This window comes from Hoeflea sp. AS16 (genome assembly GCF_038900095.1).
GTDB lineage: Bacteria > Pseudomonadota > Alphaproteobacteria > Rhizobiales > Rhizobiaceae > Hoeflea.
This window is the reverse complement of sequence record NZ_JBBMQQ010000013.1, coordinates 1-26,447: the sequence shown is the minus strand read 5'-3', so window position 1 is coordinate 26,447 and position 26,447 is coordinate 1. Positions and strand designations below refer to the sequence as shown.

The following is a 26,447-nucleotide window of genomic DNA, read 5'->3' as shown; positions in this document are numbered from 1 at the left end:
GGCCACCGGTAACGGTGCCTAGCCGGAATATAGGGATTTGCGCATCAACACGGAAGGGGCAGCGCAAGCCGGGCTCCGGATTGACGGACCGTTATGCAATAGAGGAGAGAGAAACGCTTTTTCTTTGCATCGTGCTGCGCGCGCCGATAGAAGGCGGCAACACTGAAATCAGGAGAGACACGATGCGGCCCTCGGGACGGAACACAGACAAAATGCGGGCGGTCAGCTTTGAACGTAACGTATCCAAGCACGCAGAAGGCTCCTGCCTGGTCAAGTTCGGCGACACCCATGTGCTTTGCACCGCGAGCCTCGAAGAGCGGGTTCCACCATGGTTGCGCAACGGCGGAAAGGGCTGGGTTACGGCTGAGTACGGCATGCTGCCGCGCTCGACCGGCGATCGCATGCGCCGTGAAGCGACCGCGGGCAAGCAAGGTGGCCGGACGCTCGAAATCCAGCGCCTGATCGGCCGCTCGCTTCGTGCCGTGGTCAACCTGCAGGAACTCGGCGAACGCCAGATCACCATCGATTGCGATGTCATCCAGGCCGATGGCGGCACCCGCACGGCTGCAATCACGGGTGCATGGATCGCGTTGCACGACTGCCTGAAATGGATGGAAGCGCGCGCCATGGTGCGCACCGAGCGGGTGCTCAAGGATCATGTCGCGGCAGTGTCGTGCGGGATCTTCGCTTCCCAGCCGGTGATCGATCTTGATTATCTCGAGGATTCGGCAGCCGAGACGGATGCGAATTTCGTCATGACCGGATCGGGCGGGATCGTCGAGATCCAGGGCACGGCCGAAGCCGAGCCGTTCACGCAAGCGCAGTTGCTGGAGCTCCTGGAACTGGCCAAGAACGGCATCGCAGATCTGGTCACCATGCAGAAGGAAGCGGTCGCAGGACCGCTGTAACAGACATGTCGAACGCGCCCCTGACCAAGCTCCTGGTCGCCAGCCACAATGCCGGCAAGATCTCGGAGATCCGCGACCTGTGCGGCCCGCTCGGAGTCGAGGTGACCTCGGCGGCCGAACTTGGCCTGCCCGAGCCCGAGGAAACCGGTGACACCTTCGAGGCCAATGCCGCAACCAAGGCGCTTGCCGCGGCAACGGCGTCCGGGCTGATTGCATTGTCGGATGATTCCGGACTGGTGGTCGACGCGCTCGGCGGCGCGCCGGGCGTGTACACCGCCGACTGGGCGACGCTTGAAGACGGCAGCCGCGATTTCACCGTCGCCATGCAGAAGGTCGAGGATGCGCTTCAGGCGCGCGGCGCGGACAGCGATGCGCAGCGCACCGGCCGCTTCGTCAGCGTCTTGTGCCTGGCAACGCCGGAAGGCGAGGTCAGCTTCTTCCGCGGCGAGGCGCCGGGCGTGCTGGTCTGGCCGGCCCGCGGCTCTCTCGGCTTCGGCTATGATCCGATGTTCCGCCCCGATGGCCATAGCCGCACTTTCGGCGAGATGCCGGCCGAGGAAAAGCACGGCTGGAAACCCGGCCAGGCGACAGCCCTTTCGCACCGGGCGCGCGCCTTCAAGCTGTTTGCGGAGCAGCGCCTCGGTGTACCTGCAACGTGACCACACCATCCCTCCCCACTGACGCAAACGCGTCCGGCGCGATCCTGCCCGACACCGGAAAACCCGGTTTCGGCGTCTATCTGCATTGGCCGTTCTGCGCCGCCAAATGCCCCTATTGCGATTTCAACAGCCACGTCCGCCACGCCGGGATTGACCAGCAGGCCTATGTCGCTGCCTTCACCCGTGAAATCGCGGCGATGCGGGCCCTCTCCGGCCCGCGGGTTGTCACCAGCATCTTCTTCGGCGGGGGAACGCCGTCGCTGATGTCACCGAATACTGTCGGCGCCATCCTTGATGCCGTGCGCGATGCCTGGTCGGTGCCCGACGGCATCGAGATCACGCTCGAAGCCAACCCATCAAGCGTCGAGGCGGGCCGGTTTCGCGGCTACCGGCAGGCAGGGGTCAACCGGGTCTCGATGGGCGTGCAGGCGCTCAACGACCCCGATCTCAAGCGGCTTGGGCGGTTGCATGACCGGGCCGACGCGCTGAAGGCGATTGGCCTGGCGCGTGACATCTTCCCGCGCATGTCGTTCGACCTGATCTACGCGCGTCCGGACCAGACGGCCGCAGCCTGGGCGTCCGAACTCAAAGAGGCGATTTCGCTGGCCGCCGATCATTTGTCGCTCTACCAGCTGACGATCGAGGAAGGCACACCTTTTTACGGCCTGCACAAGGCCGGCAAGCTGATCGTGCCGGATGGCGAACTGTCGGCCGAGCTTTATGAATTGACCCGGCAGGTGTGCGAAAGCCACGGGCTGCCGGCCTATGAAGTCTCCAACCATGCCCGGCCCGGCGCCGAGAGCCGCCACAACCTGACCTACTGGCGCTATGGCGACTATGCCGGGATCGGTCCCGGCGCGCATGGCCGGCTGTCCACCAAAACCGGCAAGATCGCCACGGCGACCGAGCGCACGCCGGAGACATGGCTCAAGCTGGTGGCGGAAAACGGCCATGGCATGATCGAGACCACCGAGCTGACCGCCTCGGAACAGGCGGACGAGCTGCTGCTGATGGGGCTGAGGCTGCGCGAAGGCATCAACCTGAAGCGCTGGGGCGCACTGGCCGGCCGCGGCCTTGATCCCGATCGCACCGATTTCCTGATCCATCACGGCATGATCGAACAAATGGATGCGGACCGGATCCGCTGCACGCCTGCCGGGATGCTGGTGCTTGATGCGGTGGTGGCCGATCTGGCGTTCTGACAGTCCCGTCAGCAATTGTTGTTTCCATCCCCGCAACCGGCTTGAAATATGCCCAATCCGGCCTGCCGGGAGCAGGCTCCGAGATTTACGAAAAGCATTTCTTCCGACTGACGGCGCGCTCCTGCAGCATAGCCGGATGAACAAGCTTGCAGAATCAAGTAGACTCGTCACCATAACAATCGTTAAAAATTGAATCTTATCTCTTCACTTTCGCGCAAGCTTTAACCGCTAGAAATTCCTGTATTATTTAGATTTATTGTTAGGACAATCTAATATGTCCATACTGTTTTCATTTCTAAAAGGGACAACCGGCAGAGTGACGTCCCTACTCGTCCTGATCGTTTCTGTTTCAATTCTGATTACTGCAACCCTGGGTTACTTCAAGCTCTACGAGGTAACGGCGGCGAACTCTTCGGTCCGCATCGACCGGGCGGCGCGGGCTGCAGCGGCGTTGTTTGCCGACCGCCTGGCGTCTGAATTTGCCGCCGTCCGCGATGAGGACGGACGGCCGCAGGCGCTTCGCCTCAAGGGAAGCGACACCGCCAAGGCCCTTTCCTTCCGGGAAGCACACGATGCGCTTCTCAAGGAAATCGGGGCCATCAACCAGGGGGCGGCCAACCTGTTCAGGCTCAATGCCGAGACCCAGGCGTTTGACCGTTTTGCCACGACTTTCCGGAAACCGGACGGCTCGATGCCGCCGCCGATGTCGATCGGCATCATGCATCCTGCCTATGACAACCTGATCAACAACCGGCCGCACCTTGGTGAAGTGCCGGTGATGGGGCGTATGCGGCTGGCCTATCTGACACCGATCCAGGCCGCCTCCGGCGCCATAGCCGGGGCTCTTGCCGTCGATGTCGGCTGGGTCGATGACCTGGTCGCGGCAAAGAATGAATTGAGCTTGCAAATCATCATTGCGAGCAGCCTCATCCTTGCACTTGTCGCCGCCTTCGGTGCGTTCAGCATGGGCGCAGAACTCAAACCGCTGCGGGTTTTGGCAAAATATGCCGATGACCTGGCAGCCGGCGCTCCGAGCGGCGCGGTGCCCTACAGGAGCAGAGGCGACGAGATCGGCGCGCTGGCCCAGGGGCTCGAACGGGTCGTGGCGCTGCAGAGCAAGCTTGCCCATCTCGCCTATACCGACACGCTGACCGGGCTCTCCAACCGGGGCCGGTATCTCAACGATCTCGATACCGCCCTGGCCGAAAGCCTTTCAGGCAAACGCAAATGGACACTTGTGCACCTCGATCTCGACAAGTTCAGGCAGATCAACGATGCCTACGGGCAGAAAACCGGGGACGACCTGCTCAAGACGGTTGCCACGAGGATCAAGGAGGCCGCGGGAGACGGAGTGCGGATCGCCCGTCTGTCCGGAGATCATTTCACGGTTCTGATCGGTGATGGCAGGCCGGCCGAGGACGTTTCCGAACTTGCCCGGAAAATGCTGACAGCGGTTCATCAACCAGTTCAGCTCAGCGCCGGCGAATTTCGCGTCACCGGATCTGCGGGGATCGTCTTGCTGAAACATGACGCCAAGGATGCGGATGAAGCCCACCGCAATGCCGGGCTGGCCTTGCGCAAGGCAAAGGCCAAGGGTGACCGGGCCGTGTTCTTCTCCTCGAAATTGTATGACGAGTTTCAGAACAACATCCGGATGGAGCGCATGCTTCGGCTGGCGATTCACGAACGCGAAATAGAGATCCATTTCCAGCCGCAGATCGACCCGTCAACAAACCAGCTGGCCGGTGTCGAAGCCCTCGCCCGATGGACCCATCCGGTGGAAGGGCCAGTTCCGCCGGGACTCTTCATTCCGATAGCCGAGAACAGCGGCCAGATTGTCGACCTGGGCACGCTTATCCTTGACCTGGCGTGCGAACAGGCGGCGAAATGGCGCGAGAAAAAATTCGATTTCAAGCACATCTCGGTGAACGTCTCGCCAATCCAGCTTTGGCAGCCTAACTTTGTTGCGGTGGTGAAAGACGCGCTCAAACGTCACAACCTGTCAGGCAACGAGATCTGCATCGAAATCACCGAAGGGGTGTTTGTCGACCAGAGCGAACAGCGGATCGAAAAGGTTCTCTCGGCGATCCGGGAGCTCGGCGTGCTGCTGTCGCTTGACGATTTCGGCACCGGTTATTCATCGCTGGGCTATCTCAATCGCTTGCCGTTCGACCAGCTGAAGGTCGACAGGAGCTTCATCTCCGACATCGACACGGACCTGCGCAAGCAGAAGGTTCTGCGCGGGATTCTCGAGCTCAGCCGCGGGCTTGGCTTCAACATCGTGATCGAGGGAGCAGAGACCGGCGAAGAAGTGGCCGTGATCCGGGATATGGGCTGTGACGCCATTCAGGGGTTCTATTATTCCCGGCCGGCGCCCGCGCTGCTGATACCGGAAGTGGTCAAGTTCATCGCCCGGTCCCAACCGGTCTCCGAGGTGCGCTCGGCCTGAGCCGGGGCCATCTGTCCATTCAGTTTGCGACGGACAGCGCTAACGTTGCCGGCCGGCCCGGCTTGGCTTGTCCTGCAAAAAAATCTACGGGCGATGCGTTTGGGTGGCGAACCTGCGGCCTATCCTGCCTTGCGGATCTGGCTGTCGGCGGGGAGAAATCTGGCAATTTCCGTTTCGGGAACAGGGGGAGAATAGAAATAGCCCTGGACCAGGATCCCGCCGAGTTTTTCCAAAGCATCGAGTTCTTCCCTGGTCTCGACTCCTTCTATGACGCAACCCAGTCCCATGTCGGAACTGAGCGCCAGCAGCGACTTCACGATCTTGTAGCTGGCCGGGTTCTCGTGCAGGCCGGAAACGAAGCTGCGGTCGATCTTGATCTTGGTCAGAGGCAGGGCATGCAGCTGGCTGAGGCTGGAATAGCCGGTCCCGAAATCGTCGAGCGCTATGCCGCAGCCAAGCCCCTTGATGGTTTCGATTGACGCCTTGGCCTGCTTGAAATCATACATCATCGCCGTTTCCGTGATCTCGAAATCGATCCGCCTGGGATCGATTCCGCTCGACAGGATAATGCCGGCAATGGTCGCCACACCGTCGGACGAGCTGATGTCATGGGTCGACAGATTGAAGGAAAGCCCGACGTCCTCCGGCCAATGACAGGCTGCGGCAAGCGCCTTCTTGAGCAACACGCATGTCAGCTCGCTGATCAGCCCGATGCGCTCGGCAACCGGTATGAAGTCGCCCGGCGACACGCGCCCCAATACCGGGCTGCTCCAGCGCGCGAGGGCTTCAAAAGCCATCGTTTTCTGATTCCGGATGTCGATGATGGGCTGGAAGAAGACGGCAAGTTCCGTCTCGAGATCCGCCTTGCTCAACACCTGCTCGAGGCGGTGGTTTTCCTCGATGGCGAGAACGTGCTCGGTGCTGAACAAAAGCGCGTGACCGCGGTTGGTGCGCTTGCTCTGGTAAAGGGCGTAATCGGCCCGTTCATAAAGCTGCTGCACATCGGTCGCCTGTTGCGGATAGACCGACAATCCGATCGATCCGGAAATCTGCACGGTCGCATCCTGCAGCACGAACGGAGTGCGCAATGCCGCACAGATCTGTTCGCCCAGGCTCAGCAGCCGGGCATCATCGGGGCAATCGGCCACGGTCAGGGCGAATTCGTCACCGCCTAGCCGGGAAATGAAGGTTTTGCTTTCCGCGAGGTCAGAAAGACGTTGCCCGACTTCGCGCAGCAAGGCATCACCAACCTTGTGTCCATAGAGGTCATTGATCGGCTTGAAGCCATCCAGATCGATAACGCCAACGGCGAGCCGCCGTCCCCCGGCTTCAGAGAACAAGGTGTCAAGCTGGGTGAAGAACTGACGGCGATTGGCAAGACCGGTCAGGCTGTCAAGATTGGCTAAACGGGCGTTTTCCCGGTTGGCTGCCTCAAGCTTGGTCTGGGCACTGACTGCGCCGGAAAAATGCCTGAACTGCACCATCAGCATCAGCAGCAGGCCGATCGAGACCAGCAACAGGTTGAGCGCCATACCGACGAACGCGGTGATGCCGGCAAGGCTGAAATAGGAAACAAACGCGGTGTTGAGGACAATTGCGACGATGAAGGCGGTCGACGGCAACGGCTGAAAGCAGATGATGACGCCGAGGCCGGTAATGGCGAGGAAAAAGGCGATATTGCCCTGCATGTAGGCATCGCCATAGGGATAGAGCGACAAGGCCCAGATGGTGAGTCCGGAGGTCAGCAGGAAGGCAAACTGGTTGGTCCGGGTTAACGCCTTGTGGGCTTGCTCCGGGGTCGGCACCTTGTGCCTCGAGCGCCACCACAGAACCAGGCGGCCGGCACATATCAATGTCAGGAAGGCTGGAATATGGACCGACAGCCACACCGGCGCCGCTGACCAGAACGTAAAGGCGAGCGCCCATGCGTTGATGATGATGATGCTGTACATCAACGGGACGTGGCTTGAGAAAACCTTGAACTGAGCCTTGAGCAGCTCAGTGTTGCCCGAAGGAACGGACACCAAACGCCTCAAGTGAGAGAATGCTGTTTTCAACACTTCAAGACGCCGTCATCTGTATAATCTCCAAGAGCTACCTGTGACATTTCTCAATTGATACATAAGGCATATTAAATTTAGGTTTCCGAGGCGCGGGCCAGCCCGAGTGCATCCGGATCACCCAGGTGCGGAAATATCTGACCCAAACCGAACTGTTATCCTTTATGGTCGCGGTCACACGCGCAATGGAACCGGCCGCCTCTTGATTACCACCCTGACCTACGAGACCGGGCTTGCCCTGACTGACCTGGCAATCGTTCTGGCTGTGGTTTTCACCGCCGGCCTGATCAGGGGCTTTGCCGGGTTTGGCCTTTCGGCGGTGGTCATGGCTGGCGTGGCCATCCTCATTCCACCGGTCGAACTGATCCCGATGTGCTACCTGCTCGAGGGTGCGGCAAGCCTCGCCATGTTCAGGGGCGGCATGGCACATGCCAACATGAAGATTGTCTGGGGGCTGGTGATCTGCTCGGCCATCGGCATGCCCATCGGCCTGCTTGCCACCACGAATATCGACGTCGCACTGTCCAAGAAACTGGCGCTGAGCCTCATCCTGGCATTGACGCTGGCGCAATTCTTCAGGCTGAGGCCGAAATTCCTGGCAACCCCGAAGGGTCTTTATGCCAGCGGACTGACTGCCGGGATCGCGACCGGGCTCGCCTCCGTCGGCGGCATGGTGATCGCGCTCTATGTTCTGGCGGGCGACACGCCGCCAAAACAGATGCGGGCCTCGCTGGTGATGTTCCTGTGCATCAGCATGGTGACGTCGCTGGTCTGGCTGGTCGCCTACGACGTGATGACCACACAGGCGGTCTGGCGCGGTGTGCTGATGTCGCCGGTGGTGCTGCTCGGTGTCTTTGCCGGGATCTGGCTGTTTCGCCCGGCTTACGAGCATTTGTACAAGAACGCCTGCCTGCTGCTTTTGACGCTGCTGTCAGCCACCGGCCTGATCAGTCAGATGCTCTGACTGGACCATCTTCACCCACGGGATCCCACGCGCGTCAGCCAATCCATTCGAAAGCCCTGGCCAGATAGTTTCTGCCATCGCTGTCCTGCCATTTGCCATGTGCCATGATCACCCGCCTGGGATTCCAGCCCAGAACCTTGTCGCGCGCGGCGCGCAATGGACCTCTGGATAGAAACGACCAGCGCACCTCCAGCGGGGCGTAGCCCTTCCCCTCTACAATGCCCCATACACGCGCAATCCAGCGTTTCCAGCCAGACCAATGCTTGCGCAGGAACTCGTCGGAGAAATTCTCAGACATGTCGGCAAGGATCGCCGTCTCTGATTGGGAGTGAAAGAAAACGATCTCGTCGAGGAACCTTGATCCGTGGAACCAGGCCTGATCGAACGCGCCCTGCCAGGCTTGGGGCGAGTGGTTTTCAAGCGGCGCCTCGAATTCCAGGTCGGTGCGCTTGCTGATCGTCGATTGCGGCCCCCACAACCGGGCTTCGGGATAGGCGGCTTTCCAGTCCTGCAAATAGAGATGATGGATCTTGTTGGGGCTGACCAGATGCGCAGGTGTGCCCAGCTCTTCAATTTGAGCCTTCAATTCAGCGCTCAGGGCAATTGGCGACCACACCCACAGCCCGCCGTCGGGAAGCCGGACCACAACACTGCGTGTCGGGTAGGGAAATCCGTAGAAATCGACGATTTCCCCCTCAGCGAGCCAGATATCATCCGCCAGTTTCAGCAAAACACTCATGAGAATTCAGGTCCCATCTTTCATTACGTGTGCCTCAGACTTACAGAAGTTTGTGGTGAAAATCCCGGTCTGCCGCGATTTTACTGCCGGTCCAGCAGCATGCTCCGGATCTTGGCCGCCTTTTCGAAATGATCCAGCCGGTGGGTCTTGATCCACCAGGTCGCAGCTTCCATCAGCAGCTCCGGATCGTCGTTCCTGTTTGCAAAGAATGCATAGAAGGACAGTCCGACGCCCTCACCCTTTTGCGCAATCTTGGCGTCGCAGATTGCGATGGCTTTCTGTCTCAGGGATGGTCTCATGGACGCCTCTTGGTTGTTGTCGGCAATGGCACTGCGATGGGGCGAAAACTGTCAGGAGTGCTGCATAACCGAAAATCGGTTCAGTGCCATGGGCGAACCGGGCACAACATCCGGCCCATACCGGGCTCACGCCACAACTGGCCGGCCTCAAGGCCATGACCGCTGCTGAATTTCCGGCCGGATGCCTCTCACACCCTTTTTGAAAACTCTGCTACACCGGCGTGAGACGGAAACTTGGCTTGTTTGCGTGGCACACATTCAAGCAAGCGGCAGGGCAGCGATGACACGCAAGAAAACCAAAGCTCCGGGCGACGCAGAGACCGGCGAAGCCGTGGCCACTGACCAACCGGCGCGGTCTTTCCGCATCGGTATGCACGAGATCGCCGCGCGGCCGCTCGAGCCGGGCCTCTATCTGGTTTCCACCCCGATCGGCAACCTGGGCGACATGACCATTCGCGGGCTGGAGACGCTCGCCGGCGCCGATATCATCGCCTGCGAGGACACACGCGTCAGCCGGGTGTTGCTCGACCGCTTCGGTATCGTCACGCGGCCCTATGCCTATCACGAACACAATGCCGAGCGCGTCGGGCCGAAGCTGATGGAGGCGCTGGAAGCGGGCAAGAGCGTGGCGCTGATTTCCGATGCCGGCACGCCGCTGGTCTCCGACCCCGGTTACCGGATCTCGCAGACCGCGATTGAAGCCGGTGTCCCGGTCATTCCGATCCCCGGGGCCTCGGCGCCGATGGCGGCACTTGTCGCCTCGGGCCTGCCCAGCGACACGTTCCTGTTTGCAGGATTTCTCCCGTCCAAGGACAAGGCACGGCGTGACCGATATGCGGGCTTCGCCACCACCGAGGCGACACTGATGTTCTTTGAAAGCCCTAACCGGCTGGCGGCCTCGCTGAAGTCCGCTGCCGACGTGCTTGGCACTGATCGTCCGGCTGCCGTCTGCCGGGAGCTGACCAAGGCTTACGAGGAAATCCGGCGCGGCACGCTGGGCGAGCTTGCCGCCTCGTACCAGGACGAGAATGTGCGCGGCGAGATCGTACTGGTGATAGGCCCCGGCTCGACACCAGTGCCATCGGACGATGATGTCGACGCGCTGCTGGTAAAGCTTGCGGCCGATCTGCCAGCCGGCAAGGCTGCGACGGAAGCCGCACGGCTGACCGGATTGCCGCGCAAGGATCTCTACCAGCGGCTTCTGGACATGAAGGACCTCACCGCGAAAGGTGAGGCGTGAGCGCGGACGACAGGCTTGCTCGAAAACGGCGCTTGGAGCGCAAGGGCCGCCGTGCGGAATGGTTTGCCGCGCTGGCCCTGCTGCTCAAGGGCTACAGCATCAAGGCGCTTCGTTACCGCACCCCGGTGGGTGAAATCGACCTGGTGGCGCGCAAGGGCGATCTGATCGCCTTTGTCGAGGTCAAGGCGCGCCGCGACCTGGCTTCAGGCGTCGATGCGGTAAGCTATCCGGCGCAACGGCGGATCGCGGCGGCAGGGGAATTGTTCATCAGCCGGCAGAAGGACTCGGCGCGGCTGTCCTGGCGTCACGACATCGTCGTCGTCAGCCCGTGGAGCTGGCCGGTGCATCTTGAGGATGCGTTCTGACGAACCAGCCTGACCTGCCCAACCAACCCTTGGTCCATTTCGAGGCCATACGCCCCAACCGCCGCGAAAGCAGCATGTGACCCGACATTCCGGTCGGCGCCTTCGTTCGCAAAATTTTCCGTTTCCTCTAATAATTTCGACATTGATCCATATTGAAAATTAATATCGTTTTTTTGAACAAATTGATAAGATCGGCCTGCCCGGACTTTCAACCGGGCGAACGATTGGGAGGAATATGATGTTGTTACCTAGGCATATCTTCGGCGTCTTCGGAGTGTAGGCAGGACTGATGGCTGGCGGGATCGCGGCAAACGCGGCTCCATGTCTCGAAGTCACCCTGACCGGCACGCAGGGAGGCCCGCCGGTGTTCAATGGGCAGGCAGGTGCGGGAACACTGGTCCGCTATGGCGATGACGCCAACGGGTGTTCGGACGTGATGCTGCAGTTCGATGCCGGGCGCGGCACACTCCAGCAATTGTCCAAGCTCAACGTGCCCGTCGGCAAGATCAAGGCCGTCTTCCTGACCCATATCCACTCCGATCACACCGACGGACTGGCCGATATGGTACAGGTCCGGTGGCATTTCGGGTCAGCCGGTCCGAAACTCGATCTGGTCTGCAGTGCGGATGTCGAAGCCGAGCCGGGCCACGTGGCAAGCTGCGCCAATCTCGCGGCGCATCTGGGCGATTCCTACATTGCCTCGGGCGAGATTGCCCAGCGCCTGGCGGAGAACCCGAAGCGACTGCCGGGCGGCCCTGCAGATTTGCTCAACGTAAGCACCTTTGACGGCACGCCAGAGGGTCAGGAAGTCTGGCGCTCGGGCGACGTCGTGGTTTCAGCGGTCACCTCACGTCACATCGCCGGACATGCGTCCTACCGTGTCGACACCCCGGCCGGCAGCGTCGTCATCGGCGGAGACGCCGGCAATGATCTGCCCGCTCCGCCACGGGACTCGTCCACTTCGGCCGCAGTCGAAGCCCTGGCCAATGGCGCCGATGTGGTGGTGCACTCGACCATTCATCCGGTGATGGGGCCGGACAAGGACAGCGGCTTTCCGCCCCCGGTCTTCTACCGCCAGGCGACATCATCCGACCTTGGCGCGATGTCCCAGCGAGCAGGCGTCAAGCACCTGATGCTGACCCACCTGATCCCGCCTCTCGGCGCCAAGAACCAGGGGCCCTACAAGGTTCCGGGCGGCGGGCTGACACAAGCCGATTATGCGGATGCCGCCAAGGGTGCAGGTTTCGAGGGCAATGTCATCGTCGGAACAGATCTGGCAACGCTCCGGCTTCCAGCCGAGTGATGCCTTGGAACAACAACCGCAGGCGGGGCAACTCATGTCCCGCCTGCGGCACGGCAAGACCACCGAGGGACATCTATCGCCGAACGCGCCTGATCGATCCGGACGATCAGTTGAGCTGTGCCGTTCATCAACACACAGGCTTGTTGAACCTTCCGCAAGCTCAACCAAGACCGGCTTCTTGCGTCAGAATTTCACTCCGAGACCCAACTCGAACCGGTCGTCCCTCTTTCCGGTGGCAGCCTTCCTGGAGAGGGTATGCGTTGCGGTAAGGGCAACATCCAGGCCACTGTCCCGCGCCAAGGGGAACGAAAGCTGGTTTTCCCAAGAGTATGTCCGCCCGATTCCACCCAGAACGTCCCAATAGTTTTCATAGGTCGTGGTGAAATAGGCGAGCGTCTTGTCATCGTCGGTCAGGTCAAGCCGAAAGCTTGCGCCGAATCCCAAGTTCCAGAACCTATCAACCAGGAAACGGCTGTTGGGATCCTTTCCGACAATCGTGTAGTCGGAGCGCAGCGTGGGGGTAAAGCGCGCGATGAGCTTCAGGTTGTTATCAAGGGAGTACAACCTGTTGAACACGCCGATGTAGGGTTCATATATCGTCTCCAGACCGTATGTCTGCTCCTCGAACCTCGTGTCGGTTTGATAGCGGACCCAGTTCGTTAGGTACTGGGTTGGAATGTTGCCGGGCATGATCCCCGAAAACTGCAGATCTCCGCCCAGCCGGAGCGTCAGCGCATCCTTCTCGAACGCCCTGCCGCGGCTATCAAAGAACCGGTCCAACTCAATTGAACCGCCGTATGAATAGGAATCCAGAACAGGGCCGCCACCGGACTTTGCCTTGCCGGGTTTCAACGTACCTGAAAACAGATAGCCGACGGCTCCCTTGATACGGCCGACATCAATGTCGGTTACATTGTTGTTGGTATAGGTCACCTTGGCCCCCGCGGCATCCAGTGCGCTCTCGCGGATCGAGACGTCCTTGCCGCTACCACGGATGTAAAGGCCGTGATTGTCGCGGACAAACCGTCGTGTCTTGGCCAGCCGGGCAGCCTTTTCCTTTTCTGCAATTTCCTCCGGCGTGAGAGGCTTCGGTGCGTTCTTCCGTTTGAGGTTGAAATTTCCCAGCACCGTGTCGAGAGGGACCGTCTTGCCCGATGTGAGAATCCGGTCCTCTTCATCGGAGTAGAAAAACGCTCCCAAGGCATCATCGATGTTTGCATCCAGGACGCGGTTGTATGCATCGACCTCGGCTCCATCCAGCACGCCGTTCTGATTTCCGGCTGCGTCAAATTCCGCGATACTCATGTTCAGATTGTAGGTCAGGAAAAGACGGAGTTCCTGGTAGCTCACAGCTTCCGGATTCCCGTCCGTATCGAAGTCCTGCAGATGGAACGCTGCCTTTGCGGAACCTGTATCCCAGCCCACGAGCACCAGCGCGAGCAGGATACCAAGGCCAAATCGCTTCTTGACAATGCCGGCCATACCGCCAGCCGTCTTTTCGGCCTTTGTCTCGTGGCCCAGCAATGGAGGCATGATGGGTTCGGGCTCGTCCGCATTGCTGAATTCCGCGTTGATATAGGCGTGGGAACCGTGACGCATCGCAGCGTTCATCCCGTATTCCGTTTCCAGGTTTTCCGACAGGCCCGGCTGATACTGGTTGAGGGCGTGGTTGCCCGTATCAGCCTGCAGCTGTTTCCTGATGGCCCTCTTCACCCAAGCATTCACTCGGTGCTTGTTCATAACCAACTCCCATATAGTCAGAACTGCTTTCTGTTTCTAAGTATGCATGGTAATCAATTCTTTTGTTCTGAATATCACTCAATCCAAACAGCTGGCCGGTCAACCAGAAGACAATTGATAATGCGACTATTCACGCTTTATTCACATACCCACACAATTCCTCGGCTTTTATTCAAGGTAGATACACCTACACAAACCGGTAACCGGCATTTTTCCGCACGCCATCCGTTGACAGCTTTCGCAAGCGTTCTGGATTCTTGGCCTTGCTTTGAGGATGTCCGGGAACCGTCGGGTGTCACGCAGACGAGTTGCCCGTCGCTTGACCTTTGTCCCACCAATTCATCCTGCGGCGCCTCCATGCCTTCCCCAATTCCATCCGCCTCCCCCGTTGCAATCCCCCCCACCCACGCCCTATGTGAGTGCATCAGATTGGCGGAGACACCCTACCCATGAGCAAGATCCGGAATGTTGCGGTCCAGATGGACCATGTGCGCTCGATCAAGATTGCCGGCGATTCCACCTTCGCCATGTCGCTGGAGGCGCAGAACCGCGGCTACAAGCTGTTTCACTACACGCCGGACCAGCTGTCGATGCGCGACGGGGTTGTGCAGGCGGTTGCCGAACCGATGATCCTGCGTGATGTCGAGGGCGATCATTTCGAGCTCGGACCGCAGGAAAAGATCAACCTCGCCGACATGGATGTGGTGCTGCTCAGGCAGGACCCGCCGTTTGACATGGCCTACATCACCTCGACGCACCTCCTGGAGCGGGTTCACCCGAAAACGCTGGTGGTCAATGATCCGGCCTGGGTTCGCAACTCGCCGGAGAAGATCTTCGTTACCGAATTTCCCGACCTGATGCCGAAGACCCTGATCAGCCGTGATCCGGCGACGATCAATGATTTCCGCGCCGAGGTCGGCGACATGATCCTCAAGCCGCTTTATGGCAATGGCGGCGCCGGGGTGTTCCACATCAAACCCGACGACCGCAATCTCGCCTCGCTTCTGGAAATGTTCGCGCAGATGTACCGCGAGCCGTTCATCGCCCAGGAATACCTCTCCTCGGTGCGCGCCGGCGACAAGCGCATCATCCTGATCGACGGCGAGCCTGTCGGCGCGATCAACCGGGTGCCGGCGGAGACGGATGCGCGCTCCAACATGCATGCCGGCGGCCGTGCCGAGCACAGCGAACTGACCGAGCGCGAGAAGGAAATCTGCGCCCGCATCGGCCCGTCGCTGAAACAGCGCGGCTTCATTCTGGTCGGTATCGACATCATCGGCGACCTGATGACCGAGATCAACGTGACCTCGCCCACCGGGCTTCGCGAAATCAGGAATTTCGGCGGCGCGGACGTGGCTGCACTGTTCTGGGATGCTGTGGAATCAAAGCGCCGCTAAGGCCCGCAGCGCGCGGCAAACCGGCTATTTCAGCGCGGCGGCGACACTGCCGGGCTCGAACTCGGTGATCTTGTAGTGGGCCACGCCTGCCATGTGAAACGGGTCGGCGGTGATCAGTTCCTCGATATCCTTGACCGAGCGGCCGCGGGCAATGATGACGCCACCGGTACGCGGAACCTTGGCGCCCGAAGCCAGGAACAGGCCTGCCGCATAGTTGCGCTCAATGAAAGCCATATGGGGTGCCACCAGCGGGTCAATGTTCTCGAGCGCCGTGATGTAGGTCAGGTCAATGACAAAAAGATGCTCGCCATTTTCGAGAAAGGCCATTCTACTGCTCCGCGCCGGACTGACTGCAAGACGGTATCCGGTCTAGTGCCGAATTCACCGGGCAGCGCCCGGACCATGCATTGAGGTAATTCAGATTCCGCTGAATTTGTACCCCGCCCGGGCAACAATCATGTGCACATCGCGCAAATTGTCATCGAAGAGCCGCTGACGGGCGGCTCAGAAGCGCTTGATCAGGGCCAGACGCAGATTGTGCGACTGGAAATCAGACCCATAGGTGAAATCAGTCTTGCCGTCGCCGTTGAGCTCGGAACTGCCGCCGGCAATGTCCGGATAGTAGCTGAACACATAGTCGCTGCGCAGCACCCAGCCATCGGACAGCATGTAGCCCACGCCAATGCTGCTTGAAACGCCCAGCGCGGTCTTGCTGTCAGAGAATGTCACGCTGCTGCCGCCGTTATGGGTGTCGGAATAGTGATGGGTCATCTTGAACCGGCTGACCGACGGGCCAGCGGACACATAGAACTGGAACGGGCCGCTGACGTAACCGAGCTTCGGGCGCAGGCTGAGCAGAAAATCGGATTCAATGGTGGTTCGGGTGGTGAATGTGCTGGCCGGGGCGGTATCGTAATTCACCGGGCCGGCGCTTTGGGTCTGGGAAAACCCCATGAAGGTGAGATCACCCTCCAAGCCGTATGTAAAGTTGCCAGACTGGAAATCATATCCGGCCAGCACGGATCCGGTCAGATCCTGCCCGTCAATTCGCCGTTGCAGGATCGGGTTGATCTGATCCCGATCGCTCGCACCCCCAGCATCATTAAAGTAGCCCGTACCATAGACGACACCGGTGTCAGGCTTGGCCGCACTGTGAGCGCCGCCCAATGCGAGGCCGAGATAAAAGCCCTGCCAGTCGGAGGTGGCGGCCGCGTCGCCTGCCATTACAGGGGAGACAGACAGCGCAAGTGCCGCAACGCCAGAGAGAACAAAGGCTTCAACTCGTCCAGACTGCATGATGATTTTTCCTTGGCGAATCAATTGATCATAATAATTTGGACCCATGACTCGCAAAAATGGATTCACTCCGCAACGCCGGATTTCGCTTGCCTATTTCTAGTTGTGCCAAGCGGACACGCGCTGTGCACAGAGACTGATCTGTTTCGGATACATTGCACAGGAACACCTCAATCGGGCCTCCTCCCCACAACCCGGCACAACCACTTCTCACCTATTTGGTGTAATCGTTGTCGTATTGTTCTTGTTTTATTCCGCATGTCGTGTTTCAATTCATTCCGGATCGCGCATAACGGGAAACACTTGAGTGCCGGGCGCGGATGGGAAGGCAACATGAGGGGGCCGGAAACATGGTTGCGCGGGTCAGCACGGTTTCATTCCAGGGCATCGAGGCGGTGCCGGTCGATGTTCAGGTGATGATCGCGCCGGGCAAGGTGAACATGCACATCGTCGGGCTGCCCGACAAGGCGGTGGCCGAAAGCCGCGAACGGGTGCAGGCCGCGCTTCATGCCTCCGGGCTGTCGCTGCCGGCCAAGAAAGTGACCGTCAACCTGGCGCCGGCGGATCTGCCCAAGGAAGGCTCGCATTTCGACCTGCCGATCGCGCTCGGACTAATGGCGGCCCTTGGCGCCATTCCGGGTGATGCGCTTGATGGCTACGTGGTGCTGGGCGAACTCTCACTTGACGGCACCATTGCCAACGTTGCCGGCGCCCTGCCCGCGGCAATCGGCGCCAATGCACTGGGCAAGGGGTTGATCTGCCCGGCAGGAAGCGGGCCGGAAGCGGCCTGGGCCGGCGAGGAAATCGACATCATCGCGCCGCGCTCGCTGATCGCCATTGCCAATCATTTCCGCGGCACGCAGGTGCTGGGACGCCCGGTGCCTGCGATGCGGGCGGCGCCCGCCAACATGCCGGACCTCACGGACATCAAGGGCCAGGAGACCGCCAAGCGGGCCATTGAGGTGGCGGCGGCCGGGGGGCACAATTTGATCATGGTTGGGCCTCCAGGATCCGGCAAATCGATGCTGGCGGCGCGCTTGCCGTCGATCCTGCCGCCGCTGTCAGCCCCTGAACTTCTGGAAGTCTCGATGATCCATTCGATCGCCGGGCAACTGGCGGGCGGCAAGCTGTCGGACCGGCGGCCGTTCCGCGCGCCGCATCATTCGGCCTCGATGGCGGCGATGGTTGGCGGTGGCCTGCGCGCCCGTCCCGGCGAGGTGTCGCTGGCACATAACGGCATCCTGTTTCTCGACGAATTCCCCGAATTCACCCCGCAGGTGCTCGATTCACTCAGGCAGCCGCTGGAGAATGGTGAAAGCGTGATTGCGCGGGCCAATCACCGGGTCAGCTACCCGGCCAATATCCAGCTGATCGCGGCGATGAACCCCTGCCGCTGCGGCATGGCCGGCGAGCCAGGCCACTCCTGCGCCCGCGGCCCGCGCTGCCAGGCCGATTACCAGGGGCGGATTTCGGGGCCGCTGATGGACCGGATCGACATCCGCATCGATGTGCCCGCGGTGACCGCGCAGGATCTGATCAAGCCGCAGCCGACCGAGGCAAGCGCCGATGTGGCAGCCAGGGTGGCGCGGGCGCGAACCATGCAGCAGGACCGCTACCGCGAGCTTGGCCGTGCCGATATCCGCACCAATTCACAATGCTCCACCTCGCTGGTCGAACAAGTCGCCCAGCCGGATGCGGGCGGACAGGCGCTGCTCAGCGATGCGGCCGAGAAAATGCGGTTTTCGGCGCGCGCCTATCACCGCATTCTCAAGGTGGCGCGAACGCTGGCCGATCTCGACGGCGCGCAAACCGTCGGCCGTATCCACCTGGCCGAGGCGATCTCCTACCGCATCGGCACCGAACGGGTGTCCACGGCGGCGTGAGGCGGGTCTGCCGGGGCAGGCGCGAACCGGATCAGCGTGTTTTGACGCCCTCCGGCCCAACCATACCTCGAGTATGCTTGCTCCGAGACAGGACGGAACAGGCTTCAGTCACCCAGGCCGTCGAACAGCGCGGTCGAGAGATAGCGCTCGGCGAAGGACGGGATGATGACGACGATCTGCTTGCCGGCGTTTTCCGGCCGCTGGCCGATCCTGACGGCGGCAGCGAGTGCCGCGCCTGAGGAAATGCCGACCGGAACGCCTTCAAGTTTTGCCACCCGGCGGGCCATGTCGAAGGCCTCGTCATTGGTCACCTTGGCGATCTCGTCATAGATTTTCGTATCGAGCACGCCGGGGGCGAAACCGGCGCCAATGCCCTGGATCTTGTGCGGTCCGGGATTGCCGCCCGACAGCACCGGTGAATCTGCCGGTTCCACCGCCACGACCTGCACGCCCGGCTTTTTGGCCTTCAACACCTGGCCAACGCCGGTGATGGTGCCGCCGGTACCGATGCCCGAGACCAGGATATCGACCCCGCCCCTGGTGTCGTTCCAGATTTCCTCGGCAGTGGTCTTGCGGTGGATTTCCGGATTGGCCAGATTTTCGAATTGCTGCGGCATCACCGAATCCGGGATTTCGCCAAGCAGTTCCTCGGCCCGGGCAATGGCGCCCTTCATGCCCTTGGGGCCTTCGGTCAGCACCAGTTCGGCGCCAAGCAGGGCCAGCATCTTGCGGCGCTCGACCGACATGGTTTCGGGCATGGTCAGGATCAGCCGGTAGCCCTTGGCGGCGGCGGCGAATGCGAGCGCGATGCCGGTGTTGCCCGAGGTCGGCTCGACCAGCGTGGTCTTGCCCGGCGCTATCCGGCCTTCGGCTTCCATCGTCTCGATCATGGCGACGCCGATCCGGTCCTTGACCGAGGCAAGCGGATTGAAAAACTCCAGCTTGGCAAGGATTTCGGCTTTGACGCCGTCGGCGGCGGCCAGTCTGGAGAGACGGACGATCGGCGTGCTGCCGATGGTGTCGATGATTGAATCGTAGACGCGGCCGCGGCCGGGCGTTTCAGCTGAATTGGCGGACATGGAAAGGCTCCTTGTGTGTTGCCGTGACTTTAGACAGCACAGCGTGCGCAGACGAGCCATCTCCGCCGAAAGCGCAGCCGGTCTCGCGCAATATAATACCCCGGATGAAGCTGGGCGTGAAAAATAATTCCAACCCGAGGCGGACGCCGTCAGCGGACGAGAAACCCCGCCGCCAGCGGATCATCATCCTCGACAATGAATTCGGCCTTGCCGGAATAGAATGCGCGGCCCGAGACATTTGCGCTGACCGCCGGATGCGGTCCGCATGTCGTCACCGAGGCGACCGAGCCCGAAAACCGGCTGCCGGTGATGCTTTCGAAGACCCGCGCCTGGCCGGCCGCGATCTGGCCGCGGGCGTGCATGGCTGCGAGCCGGGCGGTGACGCCGGAGCCGGTGGGCGAGCGGTCGACCTGCCGGTCGGCGAAGACGCAGACATTGCGGGTCGGCACATCAGAATAGGTATCACGGCCATCGGTGAGGATGGTGCCGTAGAGAAAGGCCAGATCATCGGCATCGGGATGGCTGAGCGGAATTGCCGCCTGCGCAGCCTTGGTCAGCGCGTCGGCCGCCTCGACGAAAGCCGAGACGGGGTCGCGGCCGAACTCGAGACCGAACTGGCTTGCATCGGCCAGCGCATAAAATGCGCCGCCATAGGCAATGTCGAAATTGACCTTGCCGCAATGATCGAGCGTGAGCGCCTGATCGCGGGCGAACAGGAAGGACGGCACGCTCTCGAAACCGACCTCTGCGGGTTTGCCGTCACGCATGGTGACTTCGGCACGGACCAGCCCGCAGGGGCACTCGATGTTGACCTGCGTTAGGTCCCTGCCCGGCGGGACCAGCCCCTGGTCCACCGCATAACGCCCCAGCGCGATGATGGCGTGGCCGCACATGGTGGAGTAGCCCTCATTGTGAATGAACAGCACCGCCAGGTCGGCGCCGGGCAGATCGGGCTCGACCAGCAGCGCGCCATACATGTCAGCGTGGCCACGCGGCTCGAACATCAGGATCCTGCGCAGATGATCGAGGTGATCGCGAACATAGGCGCGTTTTTCGAGAATGGTGCCTTTTGGCAAGTCCGGGTAACCGCCGGTGACGATGCGCAACGGCTCGCCGCCGGTGTGCATGTCGATGACGGTGAGCGGCCGGTTCATCGGGTTCCTGTCGAGCCGAAACCGCCGGTGCCGCGGACGGTTTCACTCACGCTGTCATGAACAGTGACACGGGCCTGCACCACCGGCGCTATGACCAGCTGGGCGATGCGCATGCCGCGGCTGACGGTAAAAGGTTCGGCACCGAGATTGGCGAGGATCACCTTGACCTCGCCGCGGTAATCGCTGTCGATGGTGCCGGGCGTGTTGAGGCAGGTGATGCCGGATTTGAGCGCCAGACCGGAGCGGGGCCTGACCTGACCTTCGAAGCCTTGCGGGATTTCCATGACCAGCCCGGTGGGCACCGCGAAGCGGCCGCCCGGGGCGATCTCCTGCGGCGCATCCTCGCCAACCGCGGCGCGCAGATCCATGCCTGCCGAGCCCGGGGTCTCATAGGCCGGAAGGTCAAGGCCTTCGCCATGCGGCAGGCGGACAATGCGGAGTTCCGGGGCGGGCCCGGAGGGGGAAACGGGGTGGGTCATCGGCCAAGCTTTTACGCTTGGCGGGCCGAGGTCAATTGCATGGCGGGCGGCAAGACGATAGAAGGCAGCGCAATCAACAGGAATTGTCAGACGATGCCCGAACCACTTGCCGAGGAAGTCGGCCGCCGCCGCACCTTCGCCATCATCTCGCACCCGGATGCGGGCAAGACGACGCTGACCGAAAAGCTTCTGCTGTTCGGCGGTGCGATCCAGCTGGCCGGCGAAGTGAAAGCCAAGAAGGACCGGATCCAGACCCGCTCGGACTGGATGAAGATCGAGCGCGAGCGCGGCATCTCGGTGGTCACCTCGGTGATGACGTTCGAGTATGACAACCACGTCTTCAACCTGCTCGACACGCCGGGCCATGAAGACTTTGCCGATGACACCTACCGGACGCTGACGGCGGTGGATGCGGCGGTGATGGTGATCGATGCGGCGAAAGGCATCGAGCCGCGGACGCTGAAGCTGTTCGAGGTCTGCCGCTTGCGCGACATTCCGATCATCACGTTTGTCAACAAGATGGACCGCGAGGCACGCAATCCGTTTGAAATTCTTGACGAGGTCGAGCAGAAGCTGGCGCTTGACACCGCGCCGATGACCTGGCCGATCGGACAGGGCCGGTCGTTTGCGGGCACCTATCACCTGGCCAAATCGGCGATCCGCAAATCCGACAAGGAAACCGAACTGACGCCGGTCAACGGGCCGGAGTCCGACGCCGTTGCCGGATTGTTGCCGGAGAACGAGCGCGAAACCTTTATCGAGGAAGCGACACTGGCGGTGGAAGCTTGCCGGCCGTTTGATCTGGAAGCGTTTCGCGAAGGGCATCTGACGCCGGTCTATTTCGGCTCGGCGCTGAAGGCGTTTGGCGTGCGCGATCTGATCAACGCGCTGGGCGAGCTGGCGCCGCCGCCGCGGGCGCAGGTGGCCGACACGCGGACGGTGGAAGCCACCGACCCGAAGATGACGGCGTTCGTGTTCAAGATCCAGGCCAATATGGACCCCAATCACCGCGACCGCATTGCCTTTGTGCGGGTGTGCTCGGGCAAGCTCGAGCGCGGCATGAAGGCGCGGCTGGCGCGCACCGGCAAGCCGATGAGCCTGTCGGCGCCGCAGTTCTTCTTCGCCTCGCAGCGGCAGATCGCCGACACGGCCTATGCCGGCGATGTGGTCGGCATCCCCAACCACGGAACCTTGCGGATCGGCGACACGCTGACCGAGGGCGAAGCGCTGGTTTTCCAGGGGGTGCCGAACTTTGCGCCGGAAATCCTGCGCCGGGTGCGGCTTGAGGATGCGATGAAGGCGAAAAAGCTGAAAGAGGCGCTGCAGCAGATGGCCGAGGAAGGCGTGGTGCAGCTGTTTTCGCCCGAGGACGGATCGCCGGCGATTGTCGGCGTGGTCGGCGCCTTGCAGCTTGACGTGCTGAAGGAGCGGCTGCACGCGGAATACGGGCTGCCGGTGAGTTTCGAAATGGCGCGGTTCTCGGTCTGCCGCTGGATCTCGTCGGCCGACAAGGCCGATCTCGAACGCTTCGTGACCACCCATCGCGGCGACATTGCCCGCGATCTCGACGGCGACCCGGTGTTCCTGGCCGCCGACCAGTTCTCGCTCGGCTACGAGGCGGAGCGCTGGAAGATGATCGACATGGTGGCGATCAAGGAATACCACGTCACCAAGGCGGCCTGAGGCGGGGCCTGCGGGCGATATTGCCAAATTCCGGGGCGGAGCGCATGATTGCGGGGTGATCTGGGATCAGCGCCGCACGGACGCCGGAGGATTGGCCATGAAACATGCACTGTGGAGTGCGGTCTGCCTGTCGTGTCTTGCAGCGCCTGCACTTGCCGATGATACCGACACCACGGCGATTGGCGTTGCGCGCGGCTTCATGCTGAGCGCCCTGCCCGGACAATGCGACGAGAGCTCGCCATTTGGAGATGACGACGGCTTTGCCGACGCGGCGATTGCGCTGTCGTGGAAACCCGACTGGGCCGGTGCGGATGATCCGGACAGCCACGCCACGCTGTACCAGCTGTTTTGCATGGCCGGTGCCTACAATGTGGTGCAGGCCTATGTTTTCAAGCCGGAAAATGGCGATCTGTCGCTGATGACATTTGCCCAGCCGACGTACGAGATCGACTATGCCGATGGCGACGAGACCCAGACCGAGCTGAAAAATCCGCCAAAAGTGACCGGGTATTCAACCACGGCGACGCTGGTCAATTCCGGCTTTGAGGCTGACACGCAGACGCTGAACAGTTTTGCCAAATGGCGCGGGCTGGGCGATGCCTGGTCGGCGGGAACATGGGCGTTTGCGGAAGGCCAGTTCGTGCTCAAGCGCTACGAAATCGACCCGACCTATGAGGGCAATGACGACAGCGCCAGCGAAGACCAGATCGAGCGGTCCTACACGCTGTTTCCGTGATTGTCGGACGCCTCCCGATTTCCGTCATGCCGGACCCCGATCCGGTATGACGGGGTTGAGGGATCCTGCCCGTCGGCATCCCGGGCCTTTCAATCGTCATCCTCGGCCCCCGAGCCGAGGATCCATTCCGTGATCCATCCGGACAACACATTGCTGGGAGAGATCGCGGAATGGGTCCCAGGGTCAAGCCCCAGGATGACGACGGTGGGGGACACGCCAAAACCCCGCGCGCGAAAATTTTTTCGCCGGCGGTATGGGGCAGTTCGGGGCAGTCCGGGGTTTGGGGTCAAACCGGAGTGCGGGGCGCGGGCGGCTGGCCCGTGGTGGTGGAAGAAGTGGCATTGGCGCAGTCTCCCGCGCCCCGCCGGTGACGGAGGCCCATGCCTTCCGGGCACGGGCGGGCAACTCCTCCTGCGAACGCATCACCTCAAGCCCTGGCGCGGTTTCGTCCTGTTCGGCTTGCTGGGGCCGAACCCGCCCTCTCCCCTGGGCATCATGGCGAGGCAACCCGCCAGATGCGCCCGGGGACTTGTCAGGCCGGCGTTGCAAGTGGGATGCGAACCGCGCAGACCGGCCAGCCCGCCGGGCAGTGCGACACACAGCAAACGCCGCCGGGGCCGGCCAGGCCGGGCCACCGGTTCCGGCCTTCGCACGACTAGCCTTTCTGTCAGCTCCACTTCTGGCTGACGGGCGTCCATGCTGGCCGGGATGATACTAACGCAAGCGTCTGACCCGCGATGCGGCCCCGCGCGCCAAACCTCACCGCCTTCCGCCGGCCAAAGCTCCGTGGGCTCCGGCCATCCGTTGCGACGGAAGGTGGCAGGATTATCGCATGGGCGGAAAGGGTGTGGAAAAGATGAAGTGATTTTTGCGGATCAAGTGGGGAACGGGGGGGATGTTCAGAATTTGCAAGGGAATTTGTGATTTCCCGTAGAAATCACCTCAACCCGAAGATTTCAAGGCAGCTCGTAAAGCCGTATCTAATCCATACTCGGAATCGGAGATATAATATAATTGCTACTAATCACTGGTCCGCTCGATTGACTTTCATTCATTGCGCTGTTGAACGTGGACCAAGTTTTACATTGAGGAAACACGGATGAACCCATCTGAACGCCGCTTCTTCTATCACAGCTTCCCACGCCCTCGACCAAATGACGCCCCTGAAGTCATCACCTCGAAGGGTATTGAAATTCTGCGTTCTATCAAAGAAATCGGCCTCTTACTTGCCCCAGAAATCGTGCGCTGGGAAACGCCTGTCAGCATAGGAAGCCCGTCGCCGATTCTTTTACCGCAGACTCGCATCTCATTCACGGAGCTTTCAGAAAACGAGCTAGGTTCTCATTCCAAAATGTTCGGCCCATTCGCCCTCGAGTTTGAGCTAGAAGACTTGCGGCGAGAAGGTGCCATGCCAGTGATCTACGTTCCTCAAGCTCGCAGCGCCGAAGACCTATTAACGTTGACTGGCGCTATTATGGTGAGTCATCTTGGCCATACCCAATATTTGGTCAAACAACTACACCAGCTCGCTCAACTCAGCGATCCTGAGCAAGCAATGAAATTACTTGGTACGGAGCACGTAACGAGCGTTCGCGAAGATTATACTCTCAATCTCAGCAATTCGGGAGACAACGGGGAAATCGTTCAGTCCACCGAGGTGCCAGCGAAAACCATTCGCGAGATCCTCAACTATCTTGGGTTCAGAAATGCTCCGTTCAATTCGATGATCGGTGTGCTCACGCTTACGCAATCTCTATTCTATCCGACTGACAACGAGCATGCGAAAGATGACTTGGCTTACTATCGGGAACGCGAGTGGCGGATTACTGGCGGGTACGATATCAATGCCAAATCGCGAGGCAGAGCGCTGACGTACGCTGAAAAGCAACAGGTTCTTTCGATCGATGCGGCATTTTGGAGCCGAAAAGACCAGGTCGACAATGTAGCAGTCAGCCGTATCGAACGCGCAATGGTGCTAAACCAGTTCCGAGAAAGGTCACCGACCGACTACATTCGCCGCATCCTAGTGCCGAAAGCGGCTGAGTTGCAGGCACGGGAAATGTTTGGTGAGAAAGTAAGCGTGCAACCACAGCTTTAAATTCACCCCCGCCAACACGGCGTGGCACTACCGCCTACATCTTGCAAGATACTCAGGCTACCCGATTCAGTTCAAAAGCATGCTGCGGCATACCAGAACCGCATCTGCTCCTGTTTGATCTAGCGGCTATTACGATTTTATGCTCGGTAGCAACCTGAAAACAAGTCATCCCAGTTGTCGCCACGAACTGGTGACGAAATGAGCCATTGGCTTGCTTCGTCCCACTTAACGGAATATTGGTCATGTAAAAGACAGCAGACGTTTGAGAGATCACGATAAGATGGACGATACCGATAAAGAAGCGGCAGCAAAGAATATAAATGAGGCAGAGCAATCTCTCTCCCTAAAGGCATTTCTCGAACGAACGCACCCTTCGGTAAACAAGCCAGTACATGACTTCTGGGAAAGAATCTCCGCAAGCGGTGGATCATATAGACGGAAAGTCTCGTATTCCGATATACGTCTACATTGCCGACAATGCGAAGGTGAGCGTACCTTCCGCGCCCTTCTGAGTTCTGCCGATTTTCAATGGAACACGAAAATCCTTAACCAGCATCCGGTCTACAAATGCGGGGACTGCCACCAAGAAGTAAAAACTTATGCCCTTCGCATTTCCTTCGGCGATAACGGAGGTGGCCAGAGGTGGTTCGGATTGTCTGAACAGTTTCGGGCGTCTGCTTAAGTGGATTTCCGCCCTGATTATGCTGCCGCCAG

Annotated in this window: 23 protein-coding genes; 13 read left to right on the top strand and 10 right to left on the bottom strand. The window is 60.6% G+C overall.

Annotated features, from left to right (window positions below; translation table 11 throughout):
* The first annotated feature begins 182 nt into the window (after window positions 1–182).
* From rph to WNY80_RS21205, 4 genes are all read left to right on the top strand, one after another.
* Entirely contained in the window at window positions 183–908 is a 726-nt protein-coding gene (gene rph / locus WNY80_RS21220) for a ribonuclease PH (protein ID WP_342889409.1), read from the top strand.
* Window positions 909–913: 5 nt separating this feature from the next.
* Window positions 914–1,567 (top strand): non-canonical purine NTP pyrophosphatase, encoded by a 654-nt coding sequence (locus WNY80_RS21215; RefSeq protein WP_342889408.1) that lies wholly within the window; start codon window positions 914–916, stop codon window positions 1,565–1,567.
* On the top strand, window positions 1,564–2,769 hold the full coding sequence (hemW, locus tag WNY80_RS21210) for a radical SAM family heme chaperone HemW (protein WP_342889407.1): 1,206 nt from the start codon (window positions 1,564–1,566) through the stop codon (window positions 2,767–2,769). Before WNY80_RS21215 ends, hemW begins: the two co-directional genes overlap by 4 nt.
* Window positions 2,770–3,085: 316 nt before the next feature.
* Window positions 3,086–5,218, top strand: a complete 2,133-nt coding sequence (locus WNY80_RS21205) for an EAL domain-containing protein (RefSeq protein ID WP_342889406.1) — start codon at window positions 3,086–3,088, stop codon at window positions 5,216–5,218.
* Between the two features lie 119 nt (window positions 5,219–5,337).
* Here the strand turns inward: WNY80_RS21205 and WNY80_RS21200 are convergent, their stop codons facing one another.
* Window positions 5,338–7,242 (bottom strand): EAL domain-containing protein, encoded by a 1,905-nt coding sequence (locus WNY80_RS21200; protein WP_342889405.1) that lies wholly within the window; start codon window positions 7,240–7,242, stop codon window positions 5,338–5,340.
* A 238-nt stretch (window positions 7,243–7,480) separates the two neighbouring features.
* Here WNY80_RS21200 and WNY80_RS21195 point away from each other — a divergent pair, with 238 nt between their 5' ends.
* Window positions 7,481–8,242, top strand: a complete 762-nt coding sequence (locus WNY80_RS21195) for a sulfite exporter TauE/SafE family protein (RefSeq protein ID WP_342889404.1) — start codon at window positions 7,481–7,483, stop codon at window positions 8,240–8,242.
* A gap of 34 nt (window positions 8,243–8,276) precedes the next feature.
* On the opposite strand, the gene WNY80_RS21190 is transcribed toward WNY80_RS21195, so the two are convergent.
* Together WNY80_RS21190 and WNY80_RS21185 are read right to left on the bottom strand one after the other, a co-directional pair.
* Window positions 8,277–8,981 carry a DUF4336 domain-containing protein gene (locus WNY80_RS21190; RefSeq protein ID WP_342889403.1) on the bottom strand — a complete coding sequence of 235 codons (705 nt, stop codon included), beginning with the start codon at window positions 8,979–8,981 and terminating at the stop codon, window positions 8,277–8,279.
* Between the two features lie 80 nt (window positions 8,982–9,061).
* Window positions 9,062–9,280 (bottom strand): DUF6500 family protein, encoded by a 219-nt coding sequence (locus WNY80_RS21185; RefSeq protein ID WP_342889402.1) that lies wholly within the window; start codon window positions 9,278–9,280, stop codon window positions 9,062–9,064.
* A 370-nt stretch (window positions 9,281–9,650) separates the two neighbouring features.
* Here WNY80_RS21185 and rsmI point away from each other — a divergent pair, with 370 nt between their 5' ends.
* From rsmI to WNY80_RS21170, 3 genes are all read left to right on the top strand, one after another.
* A complete protein-coding gene (rsmI, locus tag WNY80_RS21180) occupies window positions 9,651–10,520 on the top strand; it encodes a 16S rRNA (cytidine(1402)-2'-O)-methyltransferase (RefSeq protein WP_342889479.1) in 870 nt (289 codons plus the stop codon).
* Complete coding sequence (locus WNY80_RS21175) at window positions 10,517–10,885, top strand: YraN family protein (protein ID WP_342889401.1); 369 nt, start codon at window positions 10,517–10,519, stop codon at window positions 10,883–10,885. The genes rsmI and WNY80_RS21175 overlap by 4 nt, the downstream gene beginning before the upstream one ends.
* Before the next feature lie 289 nt (window positions 10,886–11,174).
* Entirely contained in the window at window positions 11,175–12,188 is a 1,014-nt protein-coding gene (locus tag WNY80_RS21170; RefSeq protein ID WP_342889400.1) for an MBL fold metallo-hydrolase, read from the top strand.
* Window positions 12,189–12,371: 183 nt separating this feature from the next.
* On the opposite strand, the gene WNY80_RS21165 is transcribed toward WNY80_RS21170, so the two are convergent.
* Window positions 12,372–13,934, bottom strand: coding sequence for a hypothetical protein (locus WNY80_RS21165; RefSeq protein ID WP_342889399.1), 1,563 nt, complete (start codon window positions 13,932–13,934; stop codon window positions 12,372–12,374).
* A gap of 443 nt (window positions 13,935–14,377) precedes the next feature.
* On the opposite strand from WNY80_RS21165, the gene gshB reads away from it, so the two are divergent.
* Complete coding sequence (gshB, locus tag WNY80_RS21160; RefSeq protein WP_342889398.1) at window positions 14,378–15,325, top strand: glutathione synthase; 948 nt, start codon at window positions 14,378–14,380, stop codon at window positions 15,323–15,325.
* A gap of 24 nt (window positions 15,326–15,349) precedes the next feature.
* Here the strand turns inward: gshB and WNY80_RS21155 are convergent, their stop codons facing one another.
* Window positions 15,350–15,652: a YciI family protein gene (locus tag WNY80_RS21155; RefSeq protein WP_342889397.1), complete on the bottom strand. Its 303-nt coding sequence runs from the start codon at window positions 15,650–15,652 to the stop codon at window positions 15,350–15,352.
* Window positions 15,653–15,829: 177 nt separating this feature from the next.
* Window positions 15,830–16,690 (bottom strand): outer membrane beta-barrel protein, encoded by an 861-nt coding sequence (locus WNY80_RS21150; protein WP_342889396.1) that lies wholly within the window; start codon window positions 16,688–16,690, stop codon window positions 15,830–15,832.
* Window positions 16,691–16,971: 281 nt separating this feature from the next.
* On the opposite strand from WNY80_RS21150, the gene WNY80_RS21145 reads away from it, so the two are divergent.
* Window positions 16,972–18,504 (top strand): YifB family Mg chelatase-like AAA ATPase, encoded by a 1,533-nt coding sequence (locus WNY80_RS21145; protein ID WP_342889395.1) that lies wholly within the window; start codon window positions 16,972–16,974, stop codon window positions 18,502–18,504.
* Window positions 18,505–18,608: 104 nt separating this feature from the next.
* On the opposite strand, the gene cysK is transcribed toward WNY80_RS21145, so the two are convergent.
* The 3 genes from cysK to dut form a co-directional block, all read right to left on the bottom strand.
* Window positions 18,609–19,583, bottom strand: a complete 975-nt coding sequence (cysK, locus tag WNY80_RS21140; RefSeq protein WP_342889394.1) for a cysteine synthase A — start codon at window positions 19,581–19,583, stop codon at window positions 18,609–18,611.
* A gap of 149 nt (window positions 19,584–19,732) precedes the next feature.
* Window positions 19,733–20,737: a proline racemase family protein gene (locus WNY80_RS21135; RefSeq protein ID WP_342889393.1), complete on the bottom strand. Its 1,005-nt coding sequence runs from the start codon at window positions 20,735–20,737 to the stop codon at window positions 19,733–19,735.
* On the bottom strand, window positions 20,734–21,216 hold the full coding sequence (gene dut, locus WNY80_RS21130; protein ID WP_342889392.1) for a dUTP diphosphatase: 483 nt from the start codon (window positions 21,214–21,216) through the stop codon (window positions 20,734–20,736). Before dut ends, WNY80_RS21135 begins: the two co-directional genes overlap by 4 nt.
* Before the next feature lie 93 nt (window positions 21,217–21,309).
* On the opposite strand from dut, the gene WNY80_RS21125 reads away from it, so the two are divergent.
* The 3 genes from WNY80_RS21125 to WNY80_RS21115 all read left to right on the top strand — a co-directional run bounded on the left by WNY80_RS21125 (window position 21,310) and on the right by WNY80_RS21115 (window position 25,733).
* Window positions 21,310–22,899 (top strand): peptide chain release factor 3, encoded by a 1,590-nt coding sequence (locus tag WNY80_RS21125; protein ID WP_342889391.1) that lies wholly within the window; start codon window positions 21,310–21,312, stop codon window positions 22,897–22,899.
* 97 nt (window positions 22,900–22,996) lie between these two features.
* Entirely contained in the window at window positions 22,997–23,635 is a 639-nt protein-coding gene (locus WNY80_RS21120; RefSeq protein ID WP_342889390.1) for a DUF1176 domain-containing protein, read from the top strand.
* 1,099 nt (window positions 23,636–24,734) lie between these two features.
* On the top strand, window positions 24,735–25,733 hold the full coding sequence (locus tag WNY80_RS21115) for an abortive infection system antitoxin AbiGi family protein (protein WP_342889389.1): 999 nt from the start codon (window positions 24,735–24,737) through the stop codon (window positions 25,731–25,733).
* A 463-nt stretch (window positions 25,734–26,196) separates the two neighbouring features.
* Here WNY80_RS21115 and WNY80_RS21110 read toward each other — a convergent pair.
* Window positions 26,197–26,447 (bottom strand): hypothetical protein (locus WNY80_RS21110; protein WP_342889388.1); only part of this gene is annotated, 251 nt, incomplete at its 5' end.